The organism is Variovorax sp. SG517 (assembly GCF_013376045.1).
Taxonomy (GTDB): Bacteria; Pseudomonadota; Gammaproteobacteria; order Burkholderiales; family Burkholderiaceae_C; genus Variovorax.
Map to the genome: position 1 here is coordinate 162,449 of NZ_JABMJG010000008.1, position 14,475 is coordinate 176,923.

The 14,475-nt window shown below is 69.0% G+C and carries 13 protein-coding genes and 1 pseudogene; 3 read left to right on the plus strand and 11 right to left on the minus strand.

Annotation, left to right across the window (positions count from 1 at the left end):
- Window positions 1–3: 3 nt before the first annotated feature.
- Window positions 4–1,212: a CaiB/BaiF CoA-transferase family protein gene (locus FHT32_RS23985; protein WP_176667101.1), complete on the minus strand. Its 1,209-nt coding sequence runs from the start codon at window positions 1,210–1,212 to the stop codon at window positions 4–6.
- Complete coding sequence (locus tag FHT32_RS23990; RefSeq protein ID WP_176667102.1) at window positions 1,209–2,156, minus strand: hydroxymethylglutaryl-CoA lyase; 948 nt, start codon at window positions 2,154–2,156, stop codon at window positions 1,209–1,211. Before FHT32_RS23990 ends, FHT32_RS23985 begins: the two co-directional genes overlap by 4 nt.
- Window positions 2,157–2,269: 113 nt before the next feature.
- Here FHT32_RS23990 and FHT32_RS23995 point away from each other — a divergent pair, with 113 nt between their 5' ends.
- The 3 genes and pseudogenes from FHT32_RS23995 (at window position 2,270) to FHT32_RS24005 (ending at window position 4,916) form a co-directional block, all read left to right on the plus strand.
- A complete protein-coding gene (locus FHT32_RS23995; protein ID WP_176667103.1) occupies window positions 2,270–3,172 on the plus strand; it encodes a LysR family transcriptional regulator in 903 nt (300 codons plus the stop codon).
- Between the two features lie 131 nt (window positions 3,173–3,303).
- Window positions 3,304–4,194 (plus strand): annotated as a pseudogene (locus FHT32_RS24000) (MBL fold metallo-hydrolase); the annotation flags it as partial.
- Window positions 4,188–4,916: a DsbA family protein gene (locus FHT32_RS24005; RefSeq protein WP_176667105.1), complete on the plus strand. Its 729-nt coding sequence runs from the start codon at window positions 4,188–4,190 to the stop codon at window positions 4,914–4,916. The pseudogene FHT32_RS24000 and the gene FHT32_RS24005, both read left to right, overlap by 7 nt.
- A gap of 30 nt (window positions 4,917–4,946) precedes the next feature.
- Here the strand turns inward: FHT32_RS24005 and FHT32_RS24010 are convergent, their stop codons facing one another.
- The 9 genes from FHT32_RS24010 to FHT32_RS24050 all read right to left on the minus strand — a co-directional run bounded on the left by FHT32_RS24010 (window position 4,947) and on the right by FHT32_RS24050 (window position 14,427).
- Window positions 4,947–6,650 carry a tannase/feruloyl esterase family alpha/beta hydrolase gene (locus FHT32_RS24010; protein WP_176667106.1) on the minus strand — a complete coding sequence of 568 codons (1,704 nt, stop codon included), beginning with the start codon at window positions 6,648–6,650 and terminating at the stop codon, window positions 4,947–4,949.
- 36 nt (window positions 6,651–6,686) lie between these two features.
- Window positions 6,687–7,391, minus strand: coding sequence for an ABC transporter ATP-binding protein (locus tag FHT32_RS24015; RefSeq protein ID WP_176667107.1), 705 nt, complete (start codon window positions 7,389–7,391; stop codon window positions 6,687–6,689).
- The gene (locus FHT32_RS24020) at window positions 7,384–8,148 is read right to left on the minus strand and encodes an ABC transporter ATP-binding protein (RefSeq protein WP_176667108.1); all 765 of its coding nucleotides are present in this window, start codon (window positions 8,146–8,148) and stop codon (window positions 7,384–7,386) included. The genes FHT32_RS24015 and FHT32_RS24020 overlap by 8 nt, the downstream gene beginning before the upstream one ends.
- Entirely contained in the window at window positions 8,145–9,146 is a 1,002-nt protein-coding gene (locus FHT32_RS24025) for a branched-chain amino acid ABC transporter permease (RefSeq protein ID WP_176667109.1), read from the minus strand. Before FHT32_RS24025 ends, FHT32_RS24020 begins: the two co-directional genes overlap by 4 nt.
- A complete protein-coding gene (locus FHT32_RS24030; protein WP_126024905.1) occupies window positions 9,147–10,019 on the minus strand; it encodes a branched-chain amino acid ABC transporter permease in 873 nt (290 codons plus the stop codon).
- 139 nt (window positions 10,020–10,158) lie between these two features.
- Window positions 10,159–11,331 (minus strand): ABC transporter substrate-binding protein, encoded by a 1,173-nt coding sequence (locus FHT32_RS24035; protein ID WP_176667110.1) that lies wholly within the window; start codon window positions 11,329–11,331, stop codon window positions 10,159–10,161.
- A 167-nt stretch (window positions 11,332–11,498) separates the two neighbouring features.
- Entirely contained in the window at window positions 11,499–12,488 is a 990-nt protein-coding gene (locus FHT32_RS24040; protein ID WP_176667111.1) for a PDR/VanB family oxidoreductase, read from the minus strand.
- A gap of 50 nt (window positions 12,489–12,538) precedes the next feature.
- Window positions 12,539–13,324, minus strand: a complete 786-nt coding sequence (locus FHT32_RS24045; protein ID WP_176667112.1) for a GntR family transcriptional regulator — start codon at window positions 13,322–13,324, stop codon at window positions 12,539–12,541.
- Window positions 13,321–14,427: an aromatic ring-hydroxylating dioxygenase subunit alpha gene (locus FHT32_RS24050; protein WP_176667113.1), complete on the minus strand. Its 1,107-nt coding sequence runs from the start codon at window positions 14,425–14,427 to the stop codon at window positions 13,321–13,323. Before FHT32_RS24050 ends, FHT32_RS24045 begins: the two co-directional genes overlap by 4 nt.
- Between the last annotated feature and the right edge of the window lie 48 nt (window positions 14,428–14,475).

Consider the following 14,475-nt stretch of genomic DNA (forward strand, 5'->3'; position numbering starts at 1 on the left):
TCGCTAGGCCACGGCCGACCTCGCATGCAGTTCGTCGATCTGCTCACGCCCATAGCCCAGTTCCGCCAGCAGCTCGCGGGTGTGCTCGCCCAGCGTCGGCGGATGCAGCCGCACGCCCAGGCGCTCGCCGCCCAGCGTGATCGGGAACAGCGTGGTCTGCGCCATCTCCCCGGCGCGGTCACCGTCGGGCAGGCGGATGTCGGCGAGGCCGCCCGTGGCCTTGAGGTGCGGATCGGCGTAGAGGTCCTCGGGCCGCGTGATCGGCGCGAACGGCAGGCCCTTCGCCTCGAAGATCGCCGACAGCTCCGCCGCCGGGCGCTGCGCGAGGCGCTGGCGCAGGTCGGCCAGCAGCGTGGGGCGCATGCGCACGCGGTCGTTGTTGGTGGCCAGCGCCGGGTCGGACTTGAGGTCGTCGAAGCCGAGCGCGTCGCAGAAGGTCTTCCACTGCGCGTCGCTCACTGCGGCCAGGAAGATCTGCTCGCCGTCCTTCACTGTGAACACGTCGTACAGCGCCCAGGCCGAGATGCGCTCGGGCATCGGCGCGGCCGCCTGGCCGGTGATGGCGTACTGCAGCATGTGCTGGCCGACGAGGAACACGTTGTTCTCGAAAAGCGCCGACTTCACCTCCTGCCCCTTGCCGGTCTGCATGCGCTGCATCAGCGCGGCGATCGCGCCGATGGCGCCGAACATGCCGCCCATGATGTCGTTCACGCTGGTGCCGGCCCGCAGCGGATCGCCGGGGCGGCCCGTCATGTAGGCGAGGCCGCCCATCATCTGCACCACCTCGTCGAGAGCGGTGCGGTGCTCGTAGGGGCCGGGCAGGAAGCCCGCGTGGTCCACGTACACGAGACGCGGATTGAGCTTGCCCAGCGCGGCGTAGCCCAGGCCGTACTTGTCCATGGTGCCGGGCTTGAAGTTCTGCGCCACCACGTCGGCGCTCACGCACAGGCGCAGCGCGGCTTCGAGCCCCTGCGGATTGCGCAGGTCGAGCGCGATGCTCTTCTTGTTTCGGTTGAACATCGGGAAGAAGCCCGCGCCCGCGCCCAGCAGGTGCCGCGTGCGGTCACCATCGATGGGCTCGACCTTGATGACCTCCGCGCCCAGGTCGGCCAGCACCATGCCGCAGGTCGGCCCCATCACCATGTGCGTGAACTCGACCACGCGGATGCCCGCGAGCGGCAGGCGCCTGGCTTGCGTATCGCTCGTGCTCATGCCGCGATGCCTTCCGTGGGCGTGAAAGTCTTCGGAAAGCCCGCGCGCCACACGGTGCCCTGCAGCGTCTCGCCTTCGAGCCAGCCGGCCACGCGGCTGCGCAGGTCGAGCAGCTTCGGCAGGTCGACACCGGTCGCCACGCCCATGCTCTCGAGCATGAAGACCAGGTCTTCGGTGTCGACGTTGCCGCTGGCGCCGGGCGCATGCGGGCAGCCGCCGATGCCGGCGAGGCAGGCGTCGAAGCGGGTGATGCCGACTTCGAGCGCGGCATACGCGTTCGCGAGCCCCATGCCGCGCGTGTCGTGGAAGTGGCCGCACCACAGCCGGTCGCCCGCGATGCGCAGCGCGCGCTCGAACAGGCTGCGCACCATCGCCGGATCGGCATAGCCCACGGTGTCGGCGAGGCTCACGCGGTCGGCGCCGGCGTCGAGCAGCGCCTGCATCAGCCGCAGCACCTCGTCGGGATCGACGTGGCCCTGAAGCGTGCAGCCGAAGGCCGTGCCCACGCCGCCGTCGATCAGCGTCTTCGAGCCCGCGGCATCGCGCGCCGCGCGGATGCGGCCGACCTCGGCGACCACCTCGTCAGGCGTCTTGCGCAGGTTGGCCAGGCTGTGTGCGTGGCTGGCCGACAGCGGCACCATCACGAGGTCGGCGCCGCCCTCGATGGCACGTTCGGCCCCCTTGAGGTTGGGCACGAGCACCGAGGCGAAGAGCCCGGGCAGCGTCTTCGCATACGCCAGCAGTTCGGCCGTGTCGGCCAGCTGCGGCAGCAGGCGCGCCGGCACGAAGGAGCCGACCTCGATCTCGTGCTGGCCGGCGGCGTGCGCGTCACGGATCCATTCGAGCTTGTGTTCGGTGGAGAGCACGCGCGCGATGCTCTGGAGGCCGTCGCGCAGGCCCACTTCGCGGACGACCGCGCGCGGCGGCAGGAAGGCGTGAATCAAGTCTTGTCTCCGTGGTGATGCTGGGTGATGTGGGCCAGGGCATCGATGGTAGGAGTTCCAATTCGACTCAGAAGGTATATTTTGGAAGCCATCTGATTCCAGAACGGAACATCATGCGAGATCTCGACCTCACCACCCTGCGCCTCTTCGTCGCCGTCTGCGAAACGCGCAGCATCGCGCGCGCCGGCGAGCAGGCCAGCATCGTCGGCTCGGCCATCAGCAAGCGGCTGGCCCAGCTGGAGGAAACCGTCGGCACGCCGCTGCTGCTGCGCAAGCGCCGGGGCGTGGTGCCCACCCCGGCTGGAGAAACGCTGCTGGAGCACGCCCGCGCAATGCTCGGCAGCGTGAACCGCATCGAGCGCGACATGGCCGCGTATGCCGGCGGCGTGCGCGGGCACGTGCGCATCCTGGCCTCGGCCTCGGTCATGGCAGAGTCGCTGGCCGAGGACGTGGCCGACTTCCTGCAGGACCCGGCGCACCGCAACATCCGCGTCGACATGGAAGAGCGCGTGAGCCCCGAGATCGTGCGCGGCATCCGCGAGGGCAGCGCCTCCATCGGCCTGTGCTGGGACGCAGCCGACCTCGAGGGCCTGGAGCGGCGGGACTACCGCAGCGACCACCTCGCCATCGTGGCGCACCCTTCGCATCCGGTGGCGCAGCGCGAGAGCGTGCGCTTCGAGCAGGTGCTCGACCACGAATTCGTCGGCATGCCGGCTCTCAGCGCCGTGCAGCTGATGCTCGCGCGCGAGGCGGCGGTGGCGGGCAAGCCGCTGGTCTACCGGGTGCTGGTGTCGAACTTCGACGCGGCGCTGCGCGTGGTGCGCGCCGGGCTGGCGATCAGCGTGGTGCCGGCGGAGGTGGCGCGCCCGTTCGCCCAGACCTTCGGGCTGCGGCTGATGCCGCTGACCGACCCGTGGGCGCGGCGGCGCTTCGCGATCTGCTTCCGGGGCGGCACGGAGCTGTCGCCCTCGGCGCAGTTGCTGGTGGCGCATCTGGAGCGGCGTGCCACCGACTGATTCGACCGGATTCGGAAACTATTCGTTGTGGATCGTCAGGTTTTTGTTTCTATTCGCGCAACCTAACATTCGTGGCATTCAGCGCTGTCACCCATCCACCCAGTCGAATCACACAGAGAAAGCCCGCCACCATGTTCCGCAGAACCCTCATCGCTTCCGCTCTCGCCCTCGGTTTCAGCCTCTCCGCCCAAGCTGCCGAGACTGCCCCGGCGCTCAAGCTCGACGTGTACAACCCCGGCGCGAAGTCGATGTTCCCCGTCTCCTCCGAGATCGTCACCGGCCAGGCCGACGCGGTGCTGATCGACGCCCAGTTCCAGCGCAACGACGCCGAGGCGCTGGTGCAGAAGATCAAGGCCACGGGCAAGAAGCTCACCACCGTCTACATCAGCCACAGCGACCCCGACTACTACTTCGGCCTCGACGTGATCCAGGCCGCCTTCCCCGACGCGAAGATCGTCGCGACGCCGCAGACCGTGGCCGCCATCCAGGCCTCCAAGGACGGCAAGCTCGCGCACTGGGGCCCGATCCTGAAGGACAACGCGCCCAAGGCGCTGGTGGTGCCGCAGCCGCTGGCCGGCGACAGCATCGAGCTCGAGGGCCGCAAGATCCAGGTCGTCGGCCTCGACGGCCCCACGCCCGAACGCAGCTTCGCGTGGATTCCCTCGCTGAAGGCGGTCGTCGGCGGCATTCCGGTGTCGGCCAACATCCACGTGTGGGTGGCCGACACGCAGACGCCCGAATCGCGCCGCGACTGGATCAGGACGCTGGGCCGCATCGAGGCGCTGCATCCGAAGACCGTGGTGCCCGGCCACTACCTGCCGAACGCGAACGGCAGTGACCCTTACTCGCTCGCGTCGGTGAAGTTCACGCGCGACTACCTCAAGGCCTTCGAGGCCGAGGCTGCGAAGGCCAAGGACTCGACCGCGCTCATCGCCGCTATGAAGAAGCGCTATCCGAAACTGGAAGATGCATCGTCGCTGGAACTCGGCGCGAAGGTGATCAAAGGAGAAATGAAATGGCCGCAATGAACGACGCCGTGAGCAATGGCACGACGCTGCACTACATCTTCGACCCGCTGTGCGGCTGGTGCTACGCCGCCGCGTCCCTGGTCGACGCGGCGCGCGAGGTGCCGGGCCTGAAGGTCGAGTTCCACGGCGGCGGCATGATGACCGGCGCCAACCGCCGCGCCATCACGCCTCAGTGGCGCGACTACGTGATGCCGCACGACCACCGCATCGCCGAGATGACCGGCCAGCCCTTCGGCGAGCGCTACTTCGAGGGGCTGCTGCGCGACACCGGCGCGGTGATGGATTCCGAGCCGCCGACCACCGCCGTCCTGGCGGCCGAGTCGTTGCGCCCCGGCGGCGGGCTGGACATGATCCACGCCCTGCAGCGCGCGCACTATGTCGACGGCCGCCGCATCGCCGACGTGGAAGTGCTGAAGGCGATCGCCGCCGAGCTCGGCTTCGATGCGCAAGCCTTCGCATCGGCCTTCGAGCGCCAGTCGGGCGAAGCCACCTCGCGCCACATCGCCGAGAGCCGCCAGTTCCTGCAGCGCGCGGGCGGCCAAGGCTTTCCGACCTTCGTGCTCGTGCAGCCCGACGGTAGCGCCGGCCGCATCGACATCGGCCCATGGCTCGGCCGTGCGGAAGAGTGGAAGGCCCAGCTCGGCGCGTTCGTCGCGCCGCCGCAGTCGCCCTCCGCGGAGCCCAACGCATGCGGGCCGGACGGCTGCGCGATCTGACGCGTCAGAAGCTTCGCCCTTGCCCCCGCGCTACCTGCTGCACTGGAAGCTAGCCGCCTGCGAGGCATCGCCGCCCACGTAGCGCGGCCACAGCGGCCACTCGCACAGCGGACGCGCGCGCGTGACCTTGAACGGCGGCTGCACCTCCTGCTCCACCAGCTGCAGCCCGCCCGGTGCCTTGCCGCGCTCGACCCAGTCGGCCAGCGCGCCGAGCATGTCGACATTGGCCGGCGCACCGCTTCCCACGTGATCGACGCCGGGCGCGGTGTACAGGCGCATGAAGCGGTCCACGTTGTCGCGGCCCAGGCGCACGACCACCGATTCGTAGTAGCGGATGCCCGCGAAGGGGCTCTGCGCGTAGTCGGCCATGTGCTCGAGCATGAGCAGCTTGCCGCCGCGCGCGTTGAATGCGCTCAGGTCGGGGTTGGTCGAATCCATGAGCTGCGACACGGTGGCGATGCGCGCGGCGTAGTCTTCCGCGCGGTAGTTGCGCACGTCGAGCGAGGGATTGCGCGCGTAGAAATACTGCAGCGCGCCGCTGCCGTAGAACCACGCGATGCCGTTGCTGGGCTGCGGCGGCACGGTCGGCGCGGCGGTGCCGGTCCACCATGCGTTCCAGCCGCCTGTCGAGGCGAAGGCCGGCGTCGCCTCGCCGCCGATGCCCCAGCCGGGGTACTCGTTGATGCCGTTGGCCAGCGGCACCGGCGCGCGCCACGGGGAGCGCAGCGTGCGCACCGCCTGCACCTGCGCGTCGTTGAGGCAGTTGTCGCCGCTCGTGCCCGCCGCGCAGCGCAGGCTGGCCGGATCGAAGCGCTGCAGGCAGGCCACCGGGTTCGAGACGATGCGATCGGCCACGCCATCGGCCGCATCGCACGACGCGAGCACCGCGTCATGCACCAGCTGCACCTGCGCCGGCCGCAGCCAGCCCTCGCCGAAAGTGGCGATACCGTTGCGCGCGCCGGCATGCTGCAGGCCCGTCCAGTTGATCACCGGCACGCGGCTGAAGATGCCGTCGAAGTCCTGCGGGTAGCGCTGCGCCATCGTGAGCGCCTCGCGTCCGCCCTCGGAGCTGCCCATGAAATACAGCTTCTGCGGCGCCTGCCCGTACGCGCGCTGCATCAGCGCCACGGCCACGTCGCGCACCTTCTTGTACGAGGCATGCGCGAAGTTGGTCAGCGCCTCGTCGTTGAGCGCAAAGGCCTGCGGCGGCTGGCCGGCCACGTTCTGGTGGCCGGAGTCGGTGCCGTAGGTCACATAGCCCTGCGCCAGCGGCGTGGGCAGGTCGAAGCGCGCGGCCGGCACCAGCGAGAGGCCGGTGATCAGCACGCCGTTGAAGCCTCCGCCGCCGTATTGCACGCTGCGCCCGTTCCATGCGAGCGGCAGGTTGACCTGGAACATGATGGGCGGCGCGCTGGCATCGATCGGTGCGATGCGGCCCAGCACCTTGCAGAAAGAGGGCATAGCCGGCGTGATGCGCGACGGGGGCGTGGGCCCGCGCTCTGCCACCGCGAGCGCGGAAGCCGGAACCAGCGTCGCGGAATCGATGGTCGCCGCGCCGCTGGGCAGGCCTATCGCCGATGAAGCGACGGGTGCGACCAGCGCCGCGCAGGCCGTCGCCGGATTGCCGCCGAGTGAAAGGCTCTGCGGGCCGGTGGGGGTGCCGCAAGCCGCGAGCAACAACGCGGCGGTCGCCAGCGTGGCGCCCCCGCTGAACACTGTCTTCGGGGTCGCCATCTGTCTGTCTCCTTTTTCGCTTGTAGTGTCTGTCTGCTACCGCGCCACGCCCAGCAGGCGGTCAAGCACCTGCGGCTGGCTGCGCAGCGCCGCCGCGCTGTCGGTGTGCACGATGGTGCCGTGGTCGAGCACCACCGCTTCGTCGGAGATCGCGAGGATCGCCTGCGGGTGCTGTTCCACGATGATCGCGGCCAGGCCCTCGTCCTGCGTGATGCGGCGAATGGCGCGCAGCAGCTCTTCCACGATGATCGGCGCCAGGCCCTCGAGCGGCTCGTCGAGCAGCAGCAGCTTGGGGTTGAGCACCAGCGCACGGCCCACGGCCAGCATCTGCTGCTCGCCGCCAGAGAGCTGCGTGCCCAGGTTGGTCTTGCGCTCGGCAAGGCGCGGGAACATCTCGTACACGCGCTGCGGATTCCACTTGCCCGGCCGCTCCACCGCCGTGAGGTTCTCGTGCACGGTGAGCGACTTGAAGATGTTGCGCTCCTGCGGCACCCAGCCGATGCCGGCCGCCGCGCGCAGGTGCGGCGCGATCTTGTGCAGTGCCTGCCCGCCCAGCGAGATGCTGCCGCCGTGCTGGCGCGTCGCGCCCGCGAGCGTGTTGATCAGCGTGGTCTTGCCCGTGCCGTTGCGGCCCAGCAGCGCCAGCGTCTGGCCCTCGCCGAGCGTGAAGGCCACGTCGTGCAGCACCACGGCCTCGCCGTATCCGGCGCTCAGGTTTTCTATTCTCAGCAGCTCAGACATGGGCAGCCTCTCCATGGCCCAGATAGACCTCTTTCACCTTCGGATCGTTGGCGATGGTCTCGGGGTCGCCCTCGGTCAGCAGGGTGCCGTTGACCAGCACGGTCATGCGGTCGGCGAAGCTGAACACCAGGTCCATGTCGTGCTCGATCAGCAGCACCGACACATCGGCCGGCAGCGCGGCCACGGTCTGCAGCAATTCCTCGCGCTCGCCGGCGGGCACGCCCGCCACAGGCTCGTCGAGCAGCAGCACGCGCGGCTCGCAGGCCAGCGCGATCGCGATCTCGAGCAGCCGGCGCTTGCCGTAGGCCAGGTGCTTCACCTGCTGCTGCGCCACGTCGCTCAGGTGGAACTGCTCCAGCAGCTGCGCCGCGCGCTCGGCGATGGCCTTGCTCGAACCCAGCGGCTTCCACCATTGCGCGCCCGCGCCCTGATGCTGCGACACCACCAGCGCCAGCGTCTCCAGCGGCGTCATGGAGTCGAACAGCTGGTTGATCTGGAAGGTGCGCACCAGCCCGCGCGCCACGCGCTTGTGCGGCGCGAGCCGGGTGATGTCCTCGCCCATCAGGGTGATGCGGCCCTCGGTGGGCGTGAGCACGCCGGTGAGCTGGTTGATGAGCGTGGTCTTGCCCGCGCCGTTCGGGCCGATGAGCGCATGGCGAGCGCCGCGCTTGAGCTCCATCGACACATTGTTGGTGGCCGTGATGCCGCCGAAGCGCATCACGAGGCCGTGGGTGGAAAGAACGGTGTCCGCGCTCATGCCGCGCCGCCTTTCTTCTTGCCGGCGCCGAACCATGCCCAGGGCTTGAGCAGCCGGTCGCGCCCGACAAGCACCAGCAGCACCAGGATCAGGCCGATCCAGAACATCCAGTACTGCGGCGTCACGGCCGACAGCCATGTCTGCAGCAGCTTGAAGACGATGGCGCCCGCCACGCCGCCATAGAGCCAGCCCACGCCGCCGATGACCAGCATCAGCAGCACGTCGGCAGAGCGGTCGAAGGCCAGCACGTCGAGCGAGGCGAAGCCGGTGGTCTGCGCCAGCAGCGCACCGGCCGCACCGGCGATGCCTGCAGCCACGGTATAGATCACCACCAGCCGCGACACCACCGGGATGCCGATGGCCATGGCGCGCAGCCGGTTGTCGCGAATCGCCTTCAGCGTGGCGCCGAAGGGCGAGTGCACGAGGCGGCGCATCAGCAGGAACAGGACCAGCATCACCGCCAGCGAGTACCAGGCGGCCGTGCGGCCGAAGAGGTCGAACTCGAACATGCCGAGCACCGGCCCCATCACCACGCCCTGCAGGCCGTCGGCGCCGCCGGTGAGCCAGTCGAGCTTGTTGGCGAGTTCGAGCAGCAGCAGCGCCGTGCCCAGCGTGACCATCAGCCGCGTGAGGTCGCTGCCGCGCAGGATCGTCACGCTCGCCACCATGCCCAGCAGCGCGGACAGCACGGTCGCGAACAGCAGGCCCACGGTCGGATCGGGCATCACCAGCTTGGCGAACAGCGCCGCCGCATACGCGCCGAAGCCGAAGAAGGCGGCATGGCCCAGCGACACGATGCCGGTGTAGCCCAGGATCAGGTCGAGCGACATCGCGAACAGCGCGACGATGGCGATCTCGTTGACCAGCAGCGAGTGCGAGGGCATCAGCAGCGGCAGCGCGAAGGCAGCCGCCCAGACGACGAATTCGAGCGGGCGCCAGCGCGCCTTGCGCAGCAGAGCCGACTGGAAGTCGGCGACGACGGGAGAAGGCGTGCTCATTCAGCGGCCCCCTTTGCGCGTGAACAGGCCCTGCGGGCGCCACATCAGGATCAGGATCATCAGCAGGTAGACGGTGAACGCGCCCATCTTCGGAATGAAGTACTTGCCCGCCACGTCGGCGATACCCAGCAGCAGCGCCGCTGCGAGCGGCCCGGTGATCGACGAGGTGCCGCCGACGGACACCACGATCAGGAAATAGATCATGTACTTGAGCGGGAAGGTCGGATCGAGCCCCAGGATCTCCGCGCCCAGCGCGCCGCCGAGGCCCGCGAGCCCCGAGCCCACCGCGAAGGTCAGCAGGAACACCACGTTCACGTTGATGCCCAGCCCCGCCGCCACGCGCGGGTCATCGACGGCCGCGCGCAGCCGGCTGCCGAAGCGCGTCTTCGAAAGAATGAGCTGCAGCACCACCGTGAGCACCGCGCACACGCCGATGATGAAGAGCCGGTAGTGCCCCATGCCCAGCAGCAGCGCGCCGTCGCCGATCTCTGTGCGGCCGCGCAGCCACTCGGGCAGCTGCACGTTCTGCTGCGACGAGCCCACGAAGTAGTCGACCGCCGCCACCGCCATGAAGGCGAGGCCGATGGAAAACAGCACCTGGTCGAGGTGCGGCTTGCCGTACATCGGCCGGTAGAGCGTGCGCTCCAGCACCGCGCCGGCCAGCGCGACGACGATGAACGCGAGCGGCAGGCAAGCCAGGAATGGCACGCCCAGCTTCTGCATCGCGAACACGGTGAGATAGCCGCCCGCCATGGCGAAGGCGCCGTGCGCGAGGTTGATGAAGTTCATCAGCCCCAGCGTCACGGCCAGCCCCACGGCTAGCACGAAGAGCAGCATGCCGTAGGCGATGCCGTCGAAAAGGATGGTCAACATATGAGCGACTCAGCAGCTTGCCGCACGGCGCGACGCCTTCGGGAAACACCCAGGAACCGGCTTTGCCGGGCCTGCGGTGTTGCCCCCGGTAGGGGGTTGGCGAAGCGACACGAAGTGCGCGCAGCCTGGGGGCGAGCCTTTATTTTGCTTTGCCGGGGTCCTTCACGCCCTTGATCACGTCGAACTCGACGTTGTAGAGCTGCCCGTCCTTCTTCTCGACCTTGCGCAGGTACACGTCCTGCACGATGTCGCGGGTCTGCGCGTCGATCAGCACCTGGCCGCGCGGGCTCTCGAAGACCTGGCCCTTCATGGCGCCCAGCAGCGCCTCGCCGCCGCCCTGGCCCTTGGTGGCCTTGAGCGCCTCGTAGATGATGCGCATGCCGTCATAGCCGCCCACGGCCATGAAGTTGGGGCGCATCTTGGGGTTGGCCTTCTCGAAGGCCTCGACGAACTTCTTGTTCAGTGCCGAGGGGTGCGCCGTCGAGTAGTGGTGCGAGGTGACCACGCCCAGCGCGCCGTCGCCCATGTCGTTGAGCTGGTCGTCGTCGGTCACGTCGCCGGTCGCGATCATCTTGATGCCGGCCTTGTCCATGCCGCGCTCCAGGAACTGCTTCATCACCGCGGCGCCTGCGCCCGAGGGCACGAAGACGAAGAGCGCGTCGGGCTTCACGTCGCGAACCTTCTGCAGGAAGGGCGCGAAGTCGGGGTTGCGCAGCGGCACGCGCAGCTTGTCGAGCACCTTGCCGCCGTTGAGCTGGAAGCGCTCGGTGAAGAACTTCTCGGCGTCGTTGCCCGGGCCGTAGTCGGCCACCAGTGTCACGACCGTCTTCACGCCGTTCTTCGGCGCCCAGTCGCCCATGGCCACCGACACCTGCGGCAGCGTGAAGCTCGAGCGGACGATGTAGGGCGACGCCTCGGTAATGCTCGACGTGGCGGCGGCCATCACCAGCTGCGGCGTCTTCGACTGGGTGGCGATGGGCGCCACCGCGAGGGCCAGGGGCGTCAGGCCGAAGCCGGCGAGCACGTTGACCTTGTCGTTCACCACCAGTTCCTGCGCGAGGCGCTTGGTCACGTCGGGCAGGCCGGTGTCGTCCTTGATGATGAGTTCCACCTTCTTGCCGGCCACGGTGTCTCCGTTCTGGGCCATGTACAGGCGGGCTGCGGCTTCGATCTGGCGGCCGGTGGAGGCCGACTGGCCCGTCATCGGAAGGATCAGGCCGATCTTGAACTTGTTGTCCTGGGCACTGGCCAGCGACATCGAAAGTGCAAGAGCCGACAGGGCGGCGGTCTGGATGAGATGGCGTCTTTGCATGTTTTTTCCTTTGAGGACGGAACGCGAACCGGCGCTATTTTGAACACTTTGCAACATCCGGCGCTGCAGGCAATCACCTAGCCGGCCACAGTCGCTGACCTTTGTTGCGCGATTGACAAATGAACTGCGCGATCATCGCGCAGGGTGCATTCCAGGAACGACCCCGATCAGCTCTCTGCGCGATAGGCGGAGTCGAGCGTGAGCGTACCCACGGCGCGTGACACGCAGGCGCAGATGCGCGTGACCGACTTCTTCTCGTGCTCGCTGAGGAACACGTCGCGGTGGTCGACTTCGCCGTCGATGGCGATCACGTCCATCGCGCACAGGCCGCATTCGCCGCGCCTGCAGTCCGACAGCGTCTGCACGCCTGCCGCGTCGAGCGCATCGAGCAGCGTGCAGTCGGCCGGCACGGTGATGGTCAGGTCGTGCCGCGGAATGCGCACCTCGAAGGACTGCGTGGCCAGCCGGCCGCTGCTGCCGAAAGTCTCGAAGCGCAGGTCCGCGATGGGACGGCCCGCTGCCTGCCAGGCGCGCTTGAGGGCTTCGAGCATCGGCACCGGGCCGCAGGTGTAGAGCTGGCCGCCGGGCGGCAGCGCGGCGATGGCGGCGGCGAAGTCGATGGGCGCGGCGCCCTCGTGGGCTTCGACGCCCTCGTGTCCCAGCGCCTCGCGCAGGTGCGGCAGGTAGCCGAACTCGTCGGCGTTGCGCGCGCCGTAGAGCATCTTCACCGGCACGCCGGTGCGCTTCGCGTGCGCGGCCAGACGCTGCGCCATCAGCACCAGCGGCGTGATGCCGATGCCGCCGGCCACCAGCAGGTAGCCCGGCGCTGAAAGATCGAGCGGAAAGTGGTTCTGCGGCGCGCTCACCTGCAGTCGGTCGCCCACCGCGAGCCGCCACATCGCGAGCGAGCCTCCGCGGCCGTCGTCCAGGCGCTTGACGGCGATGCACCAGCAGCTGCCGTCGCCCTCGCCCACCAGCGAATAGGAGCGCGTCTGCACCCTGCCCTGCGCGGTCAGCACCTGCACCTGGAGGTGGGCGCCGGGCTCATGGGGGGCGGCGAATCCGCTCTCGGGGCGCAGCTCGAACTCGCGCACGGTGGGCGTCACGTCGCGCAGCGCGACGACCTGCGCCTGCATCCATTGAAGATCGCTTTTCATCGGGGGAACACCAAGGGAGAAAAAGAAAGAAGCAGGAAGAGGAAGGGAAATCAGCCGCGACGGCGGATCAGCTGCACGCCCGGCAGCGGACGCTGCTCGGCGGTGGGCGTGCCGTGCAGCGCCTCGCGCAGGTTGCGCCGCGCGATGCGGCTGTGCTCGCGCATCAGCGCCTCAGCGCGCGAGCCTTCGCCGGACTCGATGGCATCGAGCACCTGCACGTGCTGGTCCTGCGCGACCACGAGCATGTCGCGCGCGGCCGGCGAGTTGGCCTGCACCACGACGAAGCCCGAGGGCGAGGCGAAAGGCAGGTTGATCACGCGCTCCAGCTGCTGCGCGATGACGGGGCTGGCCGCCATTTCGCACAGCAGCGCGTGGAAGCGCTCGTTGTGCGTGACGTAGCGCGAGAAGGCGGCGTCGTCGAGCGCGGGTTCGCGCAGCAGTTCGTCGATGCGCTGCAGGCAGGCGCGCGCCTCGCGCAGCACCACCGGGGCCGCGCCGCGCTCGGCGGCGAGCCGGGCCACCAGGCCTTCGAGCGTGCCGCGCAGCTCGATGGCATCGGCCACGTCGCGCTCGGAGAAGGTGCGCACCGCATAGCCGCCGTTGGGCAGCGCCTCCAGCAGGCCTTCCTGTTCGAGGCGCATCAGCGCGGTACGCACCGGCGTGCGCGACACGCCGAGCTGCTCGGAGATCGCCACCTCGGCGATGCGTGCGCCGCCGGGCAGCTCGCCCGCGAGGATCATCTCGCGCAGCCGCAGCTGCGCCTTCACGGCCTGCGAGCTGCCGCTGTCGCCGGGCTCGGCGGCGGCGGAGACGGCCGCGACCTTCGCACGGCTCACGCGGCCTCCTTCTCGGCCGGCCGGATCGGGATCGCCGCGCGCACGGGCTTCTCCTTATCGATCATGCGGTCGATGAGCTTGCGCGCCCACATCGAGCCGGCGTCGATGTTGAGGTTGTAGAACTTGTGGTCGGGGTGCTCGTCCATGGCCTTCTGCTGCGCCTCGAGCACGAGCTCGTCCTCGCGGAAGATGCCGGCGACGCCCTCGCGCAGCTCGTGCGTGAGGCGCTGCTCGCCCAGGCAGTAGTTGCGCGCGAAGGCCCAGAAGTAGAGGCAGGTCTTGTCGGTCTCGGGCGTGATGGTGTTGAGCACGTAGCCGTTGACGCCCTTGCTGCGGTCGCCCGGGTTTCCGTTGGAGGGCACCGCGCCGCTGCCGGCCTCGGCCACGCCGACGTCGATGTTCACCGTGCAAGGGCCTTCGAAGCGGATGATCTGCCAGCGGTCGACCTTGCCGGTGTAGCCGCGCGCATGGCGGATCTGGCCGCCCCAGAACGGCGGCGGATCGATGTTCTCCATCCAGCGCGTGACGGTGGCCGAACGGTCGCCGTGCGTGGCGACGAAGGGCGCCTCGGCCACCTCTCGGTTGCCGATGGAGGAGCCGTGCACGAAGGTCTCGTGCGTCAGGTCCATGAGGTTGTCGACGACCAGGCGGTAGTCGCAGTGGACGCGGATCATCTTGCCGTCGCCGGCCCAGGCCGGGTCGTCGTTCCAGTGCATGTCGGGGATGAGCGCCGGGTCGGCCTTGGCCGGGTCGCCGGGCCAGATCCACACGAAGCGGTGCTTCTCCGCCACCGGAAAGCTGCGCACGCAGGCCGAGGGGTTCAGCGTCTCCTGGCTGGGCATGTGCGTGCAGCGGCCCTGGCTGTTGTAGACGAGGCCGTGGTAGCCGCAGACCACCTCGTCGCCTTCGAGGCGCCCGAGCGACAGCGGCATCAGCCGATGCCAGCAGGCGTCCTCGAGCACGGCGACCTGCCCGTCGGTGCGACGGAACAGCACCACTTTCTGGTTGCAGATGGTGCGTGGCAGCAGCGCGTGTCGCACTTCGACGTCATAGGCGGCGGCGTACCAGGCGTTCAGGGGGAAGGCGGGCGTGGGCGTTTTCATGAATACTCAATGTATACAGAAACAGCAAAATTTCCAGCGTTTTCCGCC